This is a genomic window from Actinoplanes sp. NPDC051475 (assembly GCF_040689425.1).
Taxonomy (GTDB): domain Bacteria; phylum Actinomycetota; class Actinomycetes; order Mycobacteriales; family Micromonosporaceae; genus Actinoplanes.
Window position 1 is genome coordinate 364,416 of record NZ_JBFAZZ010000002.1, and the last position, 14,920, is coordinate 379,335.

A 14,920-nucleotide genomic window follows, 5' to 3' on the forward strand; every position below is an offset into this window, starting at 1 on the left:
GGAATCAGCCGGCGTTGGCGTACGAGTGCAGCCCCTCGAAGAACAGGTTCACGCCGAACAGGTTCATGAGCATCGTGGCGAAGCCGATCAGCGCGATCCACGTGGCCGTCGTGCGCTTGATGCTCGGTGTGGCCCGGGCGTGCAGGTAGCAGGCGTACACGACCCAGGAGATGAACGCCCAGACCTCCTTGGGGTCCCAGCCCCAGTAGCGCCCCCAGGACGCCTCGGCCCACAGCGGCCCGGCGATGAGTGCGCCGAACGTGAACAGCGGGAACGCGAACGCGTGCATGCGGAACGTCAGGCGCTCCAGGATCGCCGCCGCCGGGACCTTCGCGCCGAGGGTGTACGGGAAGCTTCGTTTGCCCTGGTCGTGGCCGCTGCGGATGAGGAACATCGCAGCGGGCACCGCGCCGACGAGGAAGATGCCGCTGGACAGGATGATCGTCGTGACGTGGATGAAGAACCAGTACGACTGGAGCGCCGGCACCAGCGGACCCGCCGGCGTGTACGCGATCAGCCCGGCCGTGCCGAGCAGGACGACGAGCGTCAGCGCGACGAACAGCCCGAGGTGGCGGACGGCCGGCTTACGGGTCAGCACGCCCAGCCAGACGGCGGAGCCGACCAGCGTCACGTCGAGGATGAACTCGTACATGTTGCCCCAGGGCATGCGGCCGGCCGCGATGCCTCGGGTGACCACTGTGCCGATGTGCAGGGCGAAGGCGAGCCAGTTGAGCCCGACGCCGATGCGTCCGAGGAGGACACCGCCGTCGCGCTTCGGGGGTTCCGCAAGGTCGTCCGCCGGGACCTCGATCGCCGGGGCGCCGGCACCGACGAGCTGGCGGGCCGGGCGGGTGGCGGCGCGGCCGATGTGGCTCTTGTCGCCGAACGCGTACTCGGCCGCGTAGCAGACCATCGCGGCGAGGTAGGCCAGCACCGTGACGGCCATCAACTGGTTGGACAACTCCGCCATCACGGCGTCCCTTCATCCGTACCGCGGGCGGCACCCACGACCTGGCCGAACTCCTCGTCGAAACCCGGGTAGTCGGTGCGGGGCAGGCCACCGGCCTCCATCAAACTACCGGAACCGTCGCGCGGCGAGATCCGGAACCACAGCCGGCGCCGATGGCCGGCCAGCGACAGCATGAGCCCGAGCAGGCCGAGGACCGCGCCGCCCAGGACCAGCGGCTGGGTGGGGTCGTAGCGGACCGCCAGGGTCGCGAACGGGCGGGTGCCGACGAACTCGAGCTTGGTCCCGTCGTCGAGGGCCCACGTCTGGCCGGGCTTGAGCCGCTCCGGCCGCCGGCCGCTGACCTGCTTGAGCTTGCCGGTCACGAGCTGCGAGCGGTCCAGGGCGTAGACCGAGCCGGGCAGGCCGGCGTCGACCCCGAGATTCCCCCTGTACGCCGTGAGGAACAGCGCCGGGTCGTTCTCGGCCGGGAACACCGAGGTGGTGCCCCCCTTCGGATCGACCGTGGGCAGGTAGACGCCCTCGAAACCGACCTGGAGGTTCTCGTCGCGCCGGTTCGTCTTCGGGTCGATGTTGACGTCCGGGAACTGCGCGACGCCCTCGCTGGTGAACATGCCGTCGCGGGGCAGGAACGGCGCGATCTTCGTCTGCTGGTCGCCGTACCGGTCGGTGTAGCGCAGGACCACCGCATAGCCGTGGCCGATCAGGTGCACGTTGGCCTGCGACAGGCGCAGCGGGTCGTTGACCGTGAAGCGCTCCGGCCGCCAGGGCCCGTCCTGCCGGTCCTGGACGTCCACGGTGGCCTCGAACCTCTTCGGCTGGCCGCTGGGCTGGAACGCCGCCTCGAAATCGGTCAGCCGCAGGCAGAAGAACGGCAGGTCGGCGGCGTCGATGCGCGGGCCCAGCGAGGACTCGTCGTACTGCGTCACCGAGTTGCAGAAGCCCTGATCGGTGCCCTCGACGAGGAGGCGGTTGCCGTGCCAGCCGTACCAATGTCCGAAGCCGACCCCGACCAGCACGGAGAGCAACGCGAAGTGGAAGAGCAGGTTGCCGGCTTCCTTGAGGTAGCCCTTCTCGGCCGAGACCGTCCAGCTGCCGTCCCCGCGCTCGCGGACCACCGTGCGGAAGCGACGCTTCCGCAGCACGGCCGCGGCGGCCTTCGCCGCATCGGCCGGATCGTCGGGTCGCTCTTCCGGCGCCGCGAACTGCGGGAGACGCTCCAGCCGGCGAGGAGCATCCGGGGGTACGGTGCGCAGCGCGCGGAAGTGGTCCAGGAGCCGCGGCACCACGCAACCGATCAGCGAGGTGAACAGCAGCAGGTAGATGGCCGCGAACCAAGGCGACGCGTACACCTCGAAGCCGCCGAGCCGGTTCACGACGGGCGCCAGATCGGGATGCGCCTGGTAGTAGGCGGCGACCTTCTCGGTGTTGAGCGCGCGCTGCGGAAGCACCGAGCCGGGGACGGCGGCGACGGCGAGCAGGAAGAGCAGCACCAGTGCCGTCCGCATGCTCGTGAGCTGCCGCCACGAGTTGCGCAGCAGCTCCCACGCCCGGAAGGGCCGGCGCGGCGGCGGCGATGCGGCGGGCGCGGGGCGTTCGTCGACGGCGGTCACAGCAGCGTCCCGTCGAAGGTGAACGTGGTCTGCAGCCAGATCAGGAAGCTGTCCCAGCCGCCCGTGACCAGGGTGATCCCGACGACGATGAGCAGCGCCCCACCGATCCGGGTCACCCACCGGCTGTTGCGGCGCACAGCCCGGAACACCCCGAGCAGCCGCCGGAAGAAGAGCCCGAACAGCACGAACGGCACCCCGAGCCCCAGGCTGTAGGCGAGCGCCAGGGTCACCGCCCGGTCGGTCTGGCCCGCGGTGGTGGCGAGACCCAGCACGGCCCCGAGGGTGGGGCCGACGCAGGGGATCCAGGAGAGCGCGAAGAGCGCCCCGAAGACCGGCGCGCCGACCAGCCCGGCGTTCGGCAGCTTGTGGATCCGTACCTCGCGCTGCATGCCCGGGATCAGCCCGAGGAAGGCGATGCCGAGGACGATGACCAGGATGCCGAGCACCACGTTCAGCATCTGCCGGTGCGTCTGCAGCGTCATCCCGATGTTGGCGACGAGCGTCGCCATCAGCGTGAACACCACCGCGAAGCCGAGGACGAAGAGGCTCGTCCCGGCCAGGATGCGGCCCTTGGTCCGGCTCTCCCGCTCGTCCGACTCGGCAGCGTTCAGGTCGGATCCGGCCAGACCCGTCACATAGGACAGATAGCCCGGAATCAGGGGCAGGACGCAGGGCGAGAGGAAGCTGACCAGACCCGCCAGCGTCGCGGCCGCGATCGCCAGCAGCAGCGGGCCGCTGCTGGCGGTGTCGGCGAAGGACTCCCCCATCAGCTGGTTCCTTCGGTTCCTTCGGCGGCTACGCGCTCCACCACCGGTTGAAGCACGCTCTTGACGGTGGCACCGCGGATCGCGGCGGCGATCCGGCCCTGGCGGTCGAGGATGAGCGTCGCGGGCGTGGACACCTGCGTGACGTCGAACTTCAGCGCCACGCTGCCGTCCCGGTCGTAGATGCTGGGGTACGTCACCCGGCCCCGCTCGAACGCCTTGGCCGCGTCCCGGTCGTCGCGCGAGTTCACCCCGACGAACGTGACGTTCTGCGCCTTGGTCGCCTGGTACGTGTCCTCGAGGTCGTCCGCCTCGGCGCGGCACGGATTGCACCACGAGCCCCAGAAGTTGACCACCACGACCTTGCCGCGGTCCTGAGCGACGTCGTACGTGCCGCCGCCGAGCAGCTCCCCGGTCACCTCGCGGGCCTCCGGGCGCTGCTCAGGCGTGCACTCGATGACCTTCTCCGCGTTGGTCGTGCACTTCTTCTCCCAGCTCTCCTCGCCGCACCCGGTCAGCACACCGGCCGCAACGCCGGCGGTGAGGACGACAGCGACGAGCCGGCGCATCAAGCCCCCTTGGCGGTCCTGGCGCCGGGCGACATGGCGATCAGGGCAGCGGCCGGCTCCGAGTAGTCGATGCCCACGACCTTCGAACCCTCGAACCGGAAGGAGGTCAGGCTGGCGAGGCCACACTGGCGGCGGCGCGGGTCGTGCCACAGGCGCTTCTTCTCGACGTACCGGCGCAGCGTCCAGATCGGGAGCTGGTGCGACACGCAGACGGCCTCGTGCCCCTCGGCGGCGACCCGGGCCGCCTGGACCGCGGCGAACATCCGGTGGGCGATCACCAGGTAGGCCTCGCCCCAGCTGGGGGTGATCGGGTCGCGCAGCACCCACCAGTTGCGCGGGTTGCCGAACGCGCCGTCGCCGACCGAGACCTTCTGGCCCTCGAAGAAGTTGGCGCTCTCGATGAGCCGGGTGTCGGTCGCCGTCTCCAGCTCGAACTGCTCGGCGAACGGCTCGGCCGTCTCCTGCGCGCGTTCCAGCGGGCTGGCCACGACGTGCGTGACGTCGCGGTCGGCGAGCGCCTCCGCGGCCGCCTTGGCCATCTGCCGGCCGAGCTCGGACAGGTGGAAGTCGGGCAGGCGGCCGTACAGGATCTTGGCCGGGTTGTGCACCTCGCCGTGCCGCAGTACGTGCACCGTGGTCCTGGTGGGCTCGGTCATGTATCGCTCCCCGCTGCGGCGGCGGCGCGCGCTGCTGCCGGCAGCGCCGCTTCGATCGTCTCCATGGCGGCGTCGTCCAGCGCCGTGGACACGAACCACGATTCGTACGCGCTCGGCGGCAGGTAGACGCCGCGGCTGAGCATCGCGTGGAAGAACGCCTTGAACGCCGTCGCGTCCTGACCCTTCGCCGAGTCGTAGTCGACGACCTCGGCATCGGTGAAGAAGATCGAGAACATGTTGCCCGCGGACGAGAGCCGGTGCGGAACCCCGGCGGCGGCGAGCGCATCGGAGGCCAGCGTGCCCACGGTCGACGCCACCTCGTCGAGCCGCTTGTAGACGGCCTCGTCGGCGAGGCGCAGGCTGGCCAGCCCGGCCGCGCAGGCGAGCGGGTTTCCCGACAGCGTCCCGGCCTGGTAGACCGGGCCGGCCGGGGCGAGCCGGGACATGATCTCGGTCCGGCCACCGAAGGCCGCGGCGGGCAGGCCGCCACCCATGACCTTCCCGTACGTGAAGAGGTCCGCGTCGACCGGCTCGAGCCCGGCCCAGCCGCCCGCGGAGACGCGGAAGCCGGTCATCACCTCGTCAACGATGAGCAGCGCGCCGTTCGCGTGGGCGATCTCGGCCAAACGCCGGTTGTAGCCGTCGCGGGGGGCGATCACGCCCATGTTGCCGGCCGCCGCCTCGGTGATGATCGCGGCGATGTCGTCCTGCTCGGCGAAGACGGCCTCGACCGCGGCCACGTCGTTGTACGGCAGCACGATCGTCTCGCTCGCCGCCGCGCCGGTGACGCCGGGCGAATCGGGCAGGCCCAGCGTGGCGACGCCGGACCCGGCCGCGGCGAGCAGCGCGTCGACGTGGCCGTGGTAGCAGCCGGCGAACTTCACGATCTTGGAGCGGCCGGTGTAGCCGCGGGCCAGCCGGATCGCCGTCATCGTCGCCTCGGTGCCCGAGTTGACGAGGCGTACCTGCTCGACGGGGGTGCGCCGGACGATCTCCTCGGCCAGCTCGACCTCGCCCCGGGTGGGCGTGCCGAAGCTGGTGCCGTGGGCGGCGGCGGCCTGGACGGCGGCGATGATCGCCGGATGCGCCTGCCCGTGGATCAGCGGACCCCACGAGCAGACCAGGTCCACGTAGCGACGCCCGTCGGCGTCGACCATCCACGGACCTTCGCCGTGCGTCATGAACCGCGGCACACCGCCGACGGCCCGGAACGCACGCACGGGTGAATTGACCCCGCCGGGCACGATGCCCTTGGCGCGGTCGAACAGGGCCTGGGAAGCCGGGGCGTCCTCCGGGTACGGAGTGCCGGCGGCGCGGTATGAGGTGGTCACGGCGAATCCCATTCTGTCAGCGCTGCCGGGGCGGCGTCCGCCCAGCCCCGGACGAGGGTTGTTCACATCACCCTGCACCCCGCCGGCGAACCGGACGCGACCGCATCCGACAGGCCGGATTCGGCCACCCGCGATAGGGTGGCTGGGTGGAGCGACCGGAGCTGTCCATCGCGGTTCAGCGCGCACCCGACGAGGTCGTGTTCCATCTCGCCGGGGAGATCGACGTGCTGACCGTGACGAGGCTGTCCGCGATGGTGAACGAGGTCCTCCAGGAACCGGAGCTCCCGGCCCGCATCGTCCTCGACATGGCCGGCGTGACCTTCTGCGACTCCCAGGGCCTCGGCACGCTGGTGGTGCTCAGCCGCAAGGCCCAGCACGCCCGCGCGGTGCTGTCCCTCGCCAACGTCGGCGACTTCCTGATGCGGGTGCTGGACATCACCGGCCTGCGGTCGGCCCTGATGATCTCGTCGACCGCCTGACCGCTTCCGGTCATCCCGGCGCAGCCTGATCGCCGCAGCTGAACTCAGGTGCCCCAGCGGGCCTTCTCCAGCAGCTCCAGCGCCTCGGCGGGGGCGGTGTTCCCGCCGGCACGCAGCTTCTGGGCCGCCTCGTCCACCAGGTCGGTCAGCCGCTGCCACTGGGCTTCGCGCTCCCGGACCGCCTCCCCCTGCGCCTTGAGCTGCTGCGTCTTGGTCCACAGCTCGACGAAGATGGAGACCTTGGCCCGGAGCACCCACGGGTCGAACGGCTTGGTGAGGTAGTCGACCGCGCCGACCGCGTATCCGCGCAGGGCCAACTGCGCGTCGCGGTCGGCGGCGGTCAGGAAGAGGATCGGCACGTGCCGGGTACGTTCCCGGCGCTTGATGTGACTGGCCGTCTCGAAACCGTCCATGTTGGGCATCTGGGCGTCGAGCAGGATGACGGCGAAGTCGTCGACCAGGAGCTGCTTGAGCGCCGCCTCGCCACTCTCCACCGCCACCGCTTGCACGGGCAGGCCTTGCAGGATGGCCTCCAGCGCGAGCAGGTTGTCGCGCCGGTCGTCGACCAGCAAAGCCTTCGCGCGGTCAGCCACGCTCACTCTCCGTCCCCGGAACTGTCGGACGCATTCACCCACCGGGCCATGAGCTCGATGAGCTGGTCGAGATCGACGGGCTTGGTGATGTAGTCACTCGCCCCCGCCGCCAGCGCCGACTCCCGGTCACCGGGCATCGCCTTCGCCGTGAGGAACACTACCGGTAGGTCGCGGAAACGCTGATTCCGGCGAATGCCACGGGTCGTCTCGTACCCGTCCTGGTCCGGCATCATGGCGTCCATCAGCACGATGTCCACCTCCGGGTGCTCGGCCAGCAGCCGGACCCCGTCGACCCCGTTGTCCGAGTACAGGACGTGGAGGCCGTGCATCTCCAGGGCGCTCGTCAGGGCGAAGACGTTGCGTACGTCGTCGTCGACGATCAGTACCGTGGCGCCGTCGAGCTGCCGGCTCGCCGCACTCACCGCGTGCGTCTCCGGCTCCGGCTGCGGCGTCAGCAACGGCAGATCCAGCGACGACAGGGTTCCGGCTCGCGAGGGCACGACCGCCTCCAGCGGCAACTGCGGCACGGGTACGGGCACCGTGTCGGGCACCAGCGCATCCGGCATGTACAGGGTGAACGTGGAACCCGCACCCGGCGCGGACGACACCACGATCGTGCCGCCGAGCAGCGCGGCGAACTCCCGGCTGATCGACAGGCCCAGGCCGGTGCCGCCGTACTTGCGGCTGGTCGTGCCGTCCGCCTGCTGGAACGCCTCGAAGATCAGGCTGAGCTTCTCGTCGGAGATGCCGATGCCGGTGTCGGTGACCGCGAAGGCCACCACCTGCTCGGCCGCGGACAGCGACGGGATGTCGAAGTCGGTGTCGGCCGGCGCCGGGAAGATGTTCAGCGTGACCGATCCCGAGTCGGTGAACTTGACCGCGTTGGAGAGCAGGTTGCGCAGGATCTGCTGGAGGCGCTGGGCGTCCGTGACGATCGTATCGGGCAGGTCGGACGAGACGCCCACCCGGAACTCCAGGCCCTTGTCGTCGGCCTGCGGCCGGAACGCCTGCTCGACGTAGCTGCGGATGTGGTCGAAGTCGACCGGGTCCGGCTCGACGTCCATCCGGCCCGCCTCGATCTTGCTGAGGTCGAGGATGTCGTCGATCAGCGACAGCAGGTCGGAGCCGGCGCTGTGGATCGTCCGGGCGAACTCGATCTGCTTCTCCGTCAGGTTCTTGTCGGAGTTCTCGGCGAGCAGCCGGGCGAGCAGCAGCAGGGAGTTGAGCGGGGTCCGGAGCTCGTGGCTCATGTTCGCCAGGAACTCCGTCTTGTACGCCGACGCCCGCGACAGCTGTTGCGCCTTCTCCTCCAGGCCGAGCCGGGCCAGCTCGATCTCCCGGTTCTTCGTCTCGATGTTGCCCTTCTGCTCGCTCAGCAGCTGAGCCTTGTCCTCCAGCTCGGCGTTGGTGCGCTGGAGCTCGGCCGACTGGTCCTGCATCTCGCGGGCCAGCCGCTGCGACTGGGCGAGCAGCTCCTCCGTACGCCGGTTGGCCTGGATGGTGTTGAGCGCGATGCCGATCGTGGCGACGAGGCGCTCGAGGAACGTCAGGTGCAGCCCGCTGAACGCGGCGACCGACGCAAACTCGATGACGCCCAGCATCTCGCCCTCGAAGAGCACCGGGAGCACGACGAGGTCGTTCGGCGGCATGTTCATCAGGCCCGACCGCATGGTCAGCACGCCGTCGTGGGTCGCTCGCACCCGGATCGTGCGCCGCGACACCGCCGCCTGGCCGACCAGCCCCTCGCCCGGGCCGAACGTCACCTCGTGGTTGCGGGCGACGTAGCCGTACGCGGCCGCCAGCCGCAGGCGCATCACCGCTTCCTCGTTGTCGACCAGGAAGAACGCGCCGAGCTGGGCGTCGACCAGCGGCGTCACCTCGGTCATGATCATGCGGCAGACCTCGCCGAGATCGCGCTGGCCCTGCAGCAGGCCGCCGATCCGGGCCAGGTTGGAGTCCAGCCAGCCCTGCTCGGCGTTCGCCTTGGTGGTCTCGCGCAGGGTCACGATCATCTGGTTGATGTTGTCCTTGAGCTCGGCGACCTCGCCCTGCGCCTCGACGGCGACCCGCTGGGTCAGGTCGCCGCGGGTCACCGCCGTGGACACTTCGGCGATCGCCCGCAGCTGGGTGGTGAGCGTGGAGGCGAGCTGGTTGACGTTGTCGGTCAGGTCTCGCCACGTACCGGAGACGCCCTTGACCTGGGCCTGACCGCCCAGCTTGCCCTCGATGCCGACCTCGCGGCCGACCCGGGTGACCTCGTTGGCGAACGAGGAGAGCTGGTCGACCATGGTGTTGACGGTGTCCTTGAGCTCCAGGATCTCGCCGCGGGCGTCCACCGTGATCTTCTGGGACAGGTCGCCCTTCGCCACGGCCGTGGTGACCGACGCGATGTTGCGGACCTGCGCGGTCAGGTTGGACGCCATGTAGTTGACGTTGTCGGTCAGGTCGCGCCACGTGCCGGCCACGCCGCGCACCTGCGCCTGGCCGCCGAGCTTGCCCTCCGAACCGACCTCACGGGCGACGCGCGTGACCTCGTCGGCGAACGAGGACAGCTGGTCCACCATCGTGTTCACCGTCGACTTCAGCTCCAGGATCTCACCCTGCGCGTCGACCGTGATCTTCTGCGACAGGTCGCCCCGCGCCACGGCGGTGGAGACCTGGGCGATGTTACGGACCTGCGCGGTCAGGTTGGACGCCATCGAGTTGACGTTGTCGGTCAGGTCTCGCCACGTACCGGCCACGCCGCGCACCTGGGCCTGGCCGCCGAGCTTGCCCTCGGTGCCCACCTCGCGGGCCACGCGCGTGACCTCGTCGGCGAACGACGACAGCTGGTCCACCATCGTGTTGACCGTCGACTTCAGCTCGAGGATCTCGCCACGGGCGTCGACCGTGATCTTCTGGGACAGGTCGCCTTTCGCCACCGCGGTCGTGACGGAAGCGATGTTGCGTACCTGGCTGGTCAGGTTGGACGCCATGTAGTTGACGTTGTCGGTCAGGTCTCGCCACGTACCCGAAACGCCCTTGACCTGGGCCTGGCCGCCCAGCTTGCCCTCCGAACCGACCTCGCGGGCGACCCGGGTGACCTCGTCGGCGAACGACGACAGCTGGTCCACCATCGTGTTCATCGTGTTCTTCAGCTGCGCGATCTCGCCGCGGGCGTCGACCGTGATCTTCTGCGACAGGTCGCCCTTGGCGACCGCCGTGGACACCTGGGAGATGTTGCGGACCTGGTCGGTGAGGTTGGCGGCGAGCTGGTTGACGTTCTCCGTGAGGTCCCGCCAGGTGCCGGACACGCCCCGTACCTGCGCCTGACCACCCAGCCGGCCCTCGGTGCCCACCTCGCGCGCCACCCGGGTGACCTCGTCGGCGAACGACGACAACTGGTCCACCATCGTGTTGACGGTGTCCTTGAGCTCCAGGATCTCGCCCTGGGCCGCCACCGTGATCTTCTGCGACAGGTCGCCCTTGGCGACCGCCGTCGAGACCTGGGCGATGTTGCGGACCTGGCTGGTCAGGTTCGACGCCATGGAGTTCACCGAGTCGGTGAGGTCCTTCCAGGTGCCTGCCACATTCGGTACGTCCGCCTGGCCGCCGAGCTTGCCCTCCGTGCCCACCTCGCGGGCCACCCGGGTCACCTGCTCGGCGAAGAGCCGCAGCGTGTCCGTCACGCCGTTCATCGTGTCGGCCAGCTCGGCCACCTCGCCCCGGGCCGACACGGTGATCTTCTGCGACAGGTCGCCGCGCGCCATCGCCGTCGCCACCTGCGAGATCGAGCGCACCTGGTGGGTCAGGTTGGACGCCATCGTGTTGACGGAGTCGGTGAGGTCCTTCCAGGTGCCGGCGACCCCCCGGACGTCGGCCTGGCCGCCCAGCTCGCCCTGGGTGCCCACCTCGCGGGCCACCCGCGTGACCTCGCTCGCGAACGACGACAGCTGGTCGACCATGGTGTTGACCGTGCGGCCGATGCGCAGGAATTCACCCCGCAGGGGTCGTCCGTCCATCTCCAAAGCCATGTGCTGCGAAAGATCACCCTCGGCCACGGCGACGATGACGCGGGAGATCTCGGTCGTCGGCCGGGCCAGGTCGTCGATCAGCGAGTTGACCGAGCGCGCGGTGTCGGCCCACGCCCCGTCGAGCCCCTCCTCGTCGAGGCGATCGGTCAGCCGCCCCTCCCGGCCGACCGTGCGGCTGATCCGCCGGACGTCCAGGGTCTGCCGCTCCTGCAGCGACACGACCTCGTTGAACGCGTCCACGAGCTCGCCGAACGAGCCGCTGCGCCGCGCCAGGCGAACCTTGAGATCGCCACGGCGGACCCGACGCAGGGCGTCGGCGACCTCACCGAGCAGGGCGGTCTCGTCGGTCACGCCGACGCCGACCTCTTTCGCCGCAGTCATGCTGTTCCTCACTCGCTGTCCAACGCCGGGGGCGTCCCATCATCCCTCGTCCGGCCGGGTCATTGCGAGATGTGGCTTTGTGCAGACGGGCGCCGGCAGGGGAGGATGCAGTCGTGTCGGTGGAGGTGGGTCAGACGACGGGCGCCCTGGTCCGGCGGGTCCGGCTGCCCAACGACCGGCGTACGCCGGCCGCCGCCCGCGCCCTGGTCCGCTCGGTGCTGGCGGAGACGGGCCTGGAGACCCTGGTCAACGAGGCACTGCTGCTGACCACCGAGCTGTCCACGAACGCCGTCGTGCACGCCGGCACGGAACTCGACATCGAGGTCGCCGCCGACCATGGCGGCCTGACGGTCACGGTCACCGACTTCGCCCCGGGCCCGGTCGAGGAGCTCGCCGTCGGGCCGCGCAACGACAAGTCCGAGATCGGCGAGGTAGCGGAGCGTGGTCGCGGGCTCCTGCTCGTCGACCACTTCGCGAGCCGCTGGGGCACGGTGCACGAGGGCACCGGCAAGGGCGTGTGGTTCCGCCTCGAGAACCGCACCGGCCCGGATACGGCCGCGCGGCTCCCGCTGGCCGAGGGCGACGCCACACCCAGCGTCGGCGAGCTGACCGCCCTGCTCCAGACCCATCCCGAGCGACCCACCGAGGAGGCGCTGGCCGAGTTCGCCACCGAGCTGCTCGTCCGGCTGGCCCGCCTCACCGGCGCGACCGGCGGTGTGGTCCGGCTCGACCGGGGCGACAGCGGCGGGCTGCAACTCCTCGCCCGGCACGGCCGGGCACCCCGGGACGACGCCGACACCATCCGGGTGCCGCTCTCCGTGCAGCGACCGTACGCGGGAGAGCTGGAGCTCGACGCCTCCCCGGACGGCTACGCCCAGCCCCTCGCCACGATCGTCGCCGAACGGCTCTCCCTGTACCTGGAGAACGACCGCCTGCGCCGTACCGACCTGCGCCGGCAGACGTGGCTGACGTTCCTGGCCGAGGCGAGCGAGCTGCTGGCCCAGTCCCTCGACGTCAACCTCACCATGGCACTGATCCCGCAGCTGGTCGTGCCACGGCTCGGGCGGTGGTGCGCGGTGCACACCACCGACGCGTGGGGCCGCCTGCAGCTCGCCGCGGCCACCCACGCCGACGAGGCGACGGTGTCCCAGCTCTACGGCACCCTCTCCGAGACCGGACCCGACTCGATCCTGGCCCGGCTCGAAGAGGCGTCCCGGCTCGGCCAGCAGGTCATGTTCGGCTCGCCCTCCGACGGCGTCGCGGTGCCGCTGGTCGCCCGCGGCCAGCGACTCGGCACCCTCGCGGTGGGCCGCCACCTGCGCCACCGGCTCGACGTCGACGAGGTCGCGGTGCTCGAGGACGTGGCCCGCCGCGCGGCGCTGGCCATCGACAACGCGCGGATCCACGACGAACGCCGCAAGGTCGCCCGTACCCTGCAGGCCTCGCTCCTGCCGCCGGCCCTCCCGCACGTCGAGGGCGTCGGCTTCGCCGCCGAGTACGTACCCACCGGCTCCGAGGTCGGCGGCGACTTCTACGACGTGGTCCCCTCGAACGACGGCTGGATCGTCGTGGTCGGCGACGTCTCCGGCAAGGGCGTCCAGGCCGCGACGGTCACCGGCCTCGTACGGGACGTGATCCGCATCCTGGTCGACGACGGCAAGCCGATGAGGGAGGTGCTGCACCGGGTCAACCGCACCCTGGTCCAGCGCGGCGGCGGCCGCTACTGCACCCTGGCGATGGCCTCGGTGCGGCGCCGCGGCGACGACCTGGTGGTCTGCCTGCACCTGGCCGGGCACGACCGGGCCGTCCTGGTCCGGGCGGACGGCGGTACGTATTTCGTGGGCGAGGGCGGAACGGCCCTGGGCCTGCTGGAGAGCATCACCTCCCCGGACGCCGAGGTGATCCTCCACCCGGGCGACTCCCTCGTCTTCTACACCGACGGCGTGACCGAGCGCCGCCGCGGCCGCGAACTGTTCGGCACCGCCCGGCTCCGGGAGGCGGCGAAGCCGCTCGCGGGCTACCCGGCCGACGTCATGGCGGCCCGGCTGCGCTCCACGACCATCAACTTCTCGGTCGAGGAACCCCGCGACGACATCGCCATCCTGGTGCTGCGCAACGACGCCTGATTCCTGTCGTACCCCCGTGGCAGGGTTACCTCGTGGCGAAGACGCAGTACTACACGGCGACGAGCTTCGACGGCTTCATCGCCGACCAGGACAACTCCCTCGACTGGCTCTTCGAGGTCGAGGACGCCGACAACCCGTTCGGCGCCTTCTTCCAGGACGTGGGCGCATTCGTCATGGGCGCCACGACGTACCAGTGGGTGCTGGAGCACGACGCCCTGCTGGACCGGCCGATCAAATGGGCGGACTACTACGGCGACACCCCGGCCTGGGTCTTCACCCACCGGGATCTGCCCCGCGTGCCCGGCGCCGACCTGACGTTCGTCCAGGGCGACGTCCGCCCGGTCCATGCGGCGATGACCTCGGCGGCGGGAGGGAAGAACGTGTGGGTCGTGGGCGGCGGTGAACTGGCCGGCTCCTTCGCCGACGCGGGGCTGCTCGACGAGATCATCCTCGGGGTGGCGCCGGTGACGCTGGGCGCGGGCGCTCCGCTGCTGCCGCGCCGCTTGACGTCGTCGCGGTTGTCGCTGAGGGCCGTGCAGCAGCGGGGTCAGTTCGCCTATCTGACCTATGAGGTGGGCACGCCGGCCTGACCGAGGTGCGGAGGGAGCCTGGCGAGCGGCGGCTGCTACGCGGGCGCCGGCGCTTCAGTGGCGCCCGTCCTTGAGGGAGCGTCTCGCCGCGGACGGTCCTCCGCGGGAGGTCCTTCGGTCCTGGCCGATCCGACCCTTTTGTCGGCTCCGTCATGGCATGGTGTTTCTCGTGGCGAAGACTCAGTACTACACGGCGACCAGCATCGACGGCTACACCGCCGATCTGGACAATTCGCTCGACTGGCTGTTCGAGGTCGACGAGGGTACGGACAACCCGTTCGGCGCGTTCTTCTCCAATGTCGGCGCCTTCGCTATGGGCGCCACCACGTACGAGTGGGTGCTGAAGAACGACAACGTCGTCGAGGAGCCCCAGAACTGGCACGAGATGTACGGGGACGTGCCCTGCTGGGTCTTCACCCACCGCGAACTCCCGCTGGTCCCGGACGCCAACATCTTCATGGTCAGCGGCGACGTACGCCGGGTGCACCACGCGATGACCGTGGCCGCCCAGGGCCGCAACGTGTGGCTCGCCGGCGGGGGCGACCTCGTGGCGGAGTTCGCGGACGCGGGCCTGCTGGACGAGATCATCCTGGCGGTGGCCCCGGCGATCCTGGGTGCCGGCACTCCGTTGCTGCCCCGCCACTTGAGCGCGCGCCAGCTCGCCCTCACGAACGTCGCGCAGATGGGCCAGTTCGCCTACCTGTCCTACGCGGTGGGCGTGCTGGCCGACATCGGCCGCCACCTGGCCGCGGACATGGTGGGCCGCTCCCCCGCCCCGTCCGAACCCGCCGGTCTTCCCAGCTGACGGGCGTGCGACGCCCTCAAGCGGGCTCGACCA

At 70.5% G+C, this 14,920-nt stretch carries 12 protein-coding genes; 4 read left to right on the forward strand and 8 right to left on the reverse strand.

Annotated elements, in window-relative coordinates; genetic code table 11:
• Window positions 1-4: 4 nt before the first annotated feature.
• The 6 genes from ccsB to hemL are packed head-to-tail and all read right to left on the reverse strand — an operon-like array spanning window position 5 to window position 5,912.
• Window positions 5-970: a c-type cytochrome biogenesis protein CcsB gene (gene ccsB / locus AB0368_RS06180; RefSeq protein WP_366152688.1), complete on the reverse strand. Its 966-nt coding sequence runs from the start codon at window positions 968-970 to the stop codon at window positions 5-7.
• A complete protein-coding gene (locus tag AB0368_RS06185; RefSeq protein WP_366152689.1) occupies window positions 970-2,580 on the reverse strand; it encodes a cytochrome c biogenesis protein ResB in 1,611 nt (536 codons plus the stop codon). Before AB0368_RS06185 ends, ccsB begins: the two co-directional genes overlap by 1 nt.
• On the reverse strand, window positions 2,577-3,347 hold the full coding sequence (locus tag AB0368_RS06190) for a cytochrome c biogenesis protein CcdA (RefSeq protein WP_366152690.1): 771 nt from the start codon (window positions 3,345-3,347) through the stop codon (window positions 2,577-2,579). Before AB0368_RS06190 ends, AB0368_RS06185 begins: the two co-directional genes overlap by 4 nt.
• Window positions 3,347-3,913, reverse strand: a complete 567-nt coding sequence (locus AB0368_RS06195; RefSeq protein ID WP_366152691.1) for a TlpA disulfide reductase family protein — start codon at window positions 3,911-3,913, stop codon at window positions 3,347-3,349. Before AB0368_RS06195 ends, AB0368_RS06190 begins: the two co-directional genes overlap by 1 nt.
• Entirely contained in the window at window positions 3,913-4,569 is a 657-nt protein-coding gene (locus tag AB0368_RS06200) for a histidine phosphatase family protein (protein ID WP_366152692.1), read from the reverse strand. Before AB0368_RS06200 ends, AB0368_RS06195 begins: the two co-directional genes overlap by 1 nt.
• On the reverse strand, window positions 4,566-5,912 hold the full coding sequence (gene hemL / locus AB0368_RS06205) for a glutamate-1-semialdehyde 2,1-aminomutase (RefSeq protein WP_366152693.1): 1,347 nt from the start codon (window positions 5,910-5,912) through the stop codon (window positions 4,566-4,568). The genes AB0368_RS06200 and hemL overlap by 4 nt, the downstream gene beginning before the upstream one ends.
• A gap of 134 nt (window positions 5,913-6,046) precedes the next feature.
• Here hemL and AB0368_RS06210 point away from each other — a divergent pair, with 134 nt between their 5' ends.
• Window positions 6,047-6,379: an STAS domain-containing protein gene (locus AB0368_RS06210; protein ID WP_366152694.1), complete on the forward strand. Its 333-nt coding sequence runs from the start codon at window positions 6,047-6,049 to the stop codon at window positions 6,377-6,379.
• A gap of 44 nt (window positions 6,380-6,423) precedes the next feature.
• Here AB0368_RS06210 and AB0368_RS06215 read toward each other — a convergent pair whose 3' ends face one another.
• Both AB0368_RS06215 and AB0368_RS06220 read right to left on the reverse strand, forming a co-directional pair.
• Window positions 6,424-6,972 (reverse strand): response regulator, encoded by a 549-nt coding sequence (locus AB0368_RS06215; RefSeq protein ID WP_366152695.1) that lies wholly within the window; start codon window positions 6,970-6,972, stop codon window positions 6,424-6,426.
• A 2-nt stretch (window positions 6,973-6,974) separates the two neighbouring features.
• A complete protein-coding gene (locus AB0368_RS06220; RefSeq protein ID WP_366152696.1) occupies window positions 6,975-11,366 on the reverse strand; it encodes a HAMP domain-containing protein in 4,392 nt (1,463 codons plus the stop codon).
• 113 nt (window positions 11,367-11,479) lie between these two features.
• On the opposite strand from AB0368_RS06220, the gene AB0368_RS06225 reads away from it, so the two are divergent.
• From AB0368_RS06225 to AB0368_RS06235, 3 genes are all read left to right on the forward strand, one after another.
• Complete coding sequence (locus AB0368_RS06225) at window positions 11,480-13,492, forward strand: SpoIIE family protein phosphatase (protein ID WP_366152697.1); 2,013 nt, start codon at window positions 11,480-11,482, stop codon at window positions 13,490-13,492.
• 32 nt (window positions 13,493-13,524) lie between these two features.
• Window positions 13,525-14,082: a dihydrofolate reductase family protein gene (locus tag AB0368_RS06230; protein ID WP_366152698.1), complete on the forward strand. Its 558-nt coding sequence runs from the start codon at window positions 13,525-13,527 to the stop codon at window positions 14,080-14,082.
• Between the two features lie 157 nt (window positions 14,083-14,239).
• Entirely contained in the window at window positions 14,240-14,887 is a 648-nt protein-coding gene (locus AB0368_RS06235) for a dihydrofolate reductase family protein (RefSeq protein WP_366152699.1), read from the forward strand.
• The last annotated feature ends 33 nt before the right edge of the window (window positions 14,888-14,920 follow it).

Coding starts and splice junctions, on each gene's coding strand:
- ccsB (WP_366152688.1), bottom strand. CDS start 970: ATGGCGGAGTTGTCCAACCAGTTGATGGCCGTCACGGTGCTGGCCTAC.
- AB0368_RS06190 (WP_366152690.1), bottom strand. CDS start 3,347: ATGGGGGAGTCCTTCGCCGACACCGCCAGCAGCGGCCCGCTGCTGCTG.
- AB0368_RS06220 (WP_366152696.1), bottom strand. CDS start 11,366: ATGACTGCGGCGAAAGAGGTCGGCGTCGGCGTGACCGACGAGACCGCC.
- AB0368_RS06235 (WP_366152699.1), top strand. CDS start 14,240: ATGGTGTTTCTCGTGGCGAAGACTCAGTACTACACGGCGACCAGCATC.
- hemL (WP_366152693.1), bottom strand. CDS start 5,912: ATGGGATTCGCCGTGACCACCTCATACCGCGCCGCCGGCACTCCGTAC.
- AB0368_RS06200 (WP_366152692.1), bottom strand. CDS start 4,569: ATGACCGAGCCCACCAGGACCACGGTGCACGTACTGCGGCACGGCGAG.
- AB0368_RS06195 (WP_366152691.1), bottom strand. CDS start 3,913: ATGCGCCGGCTCGTCGCTGTCGTCCTCACCGCCGGCGTTGCGGCCGGT.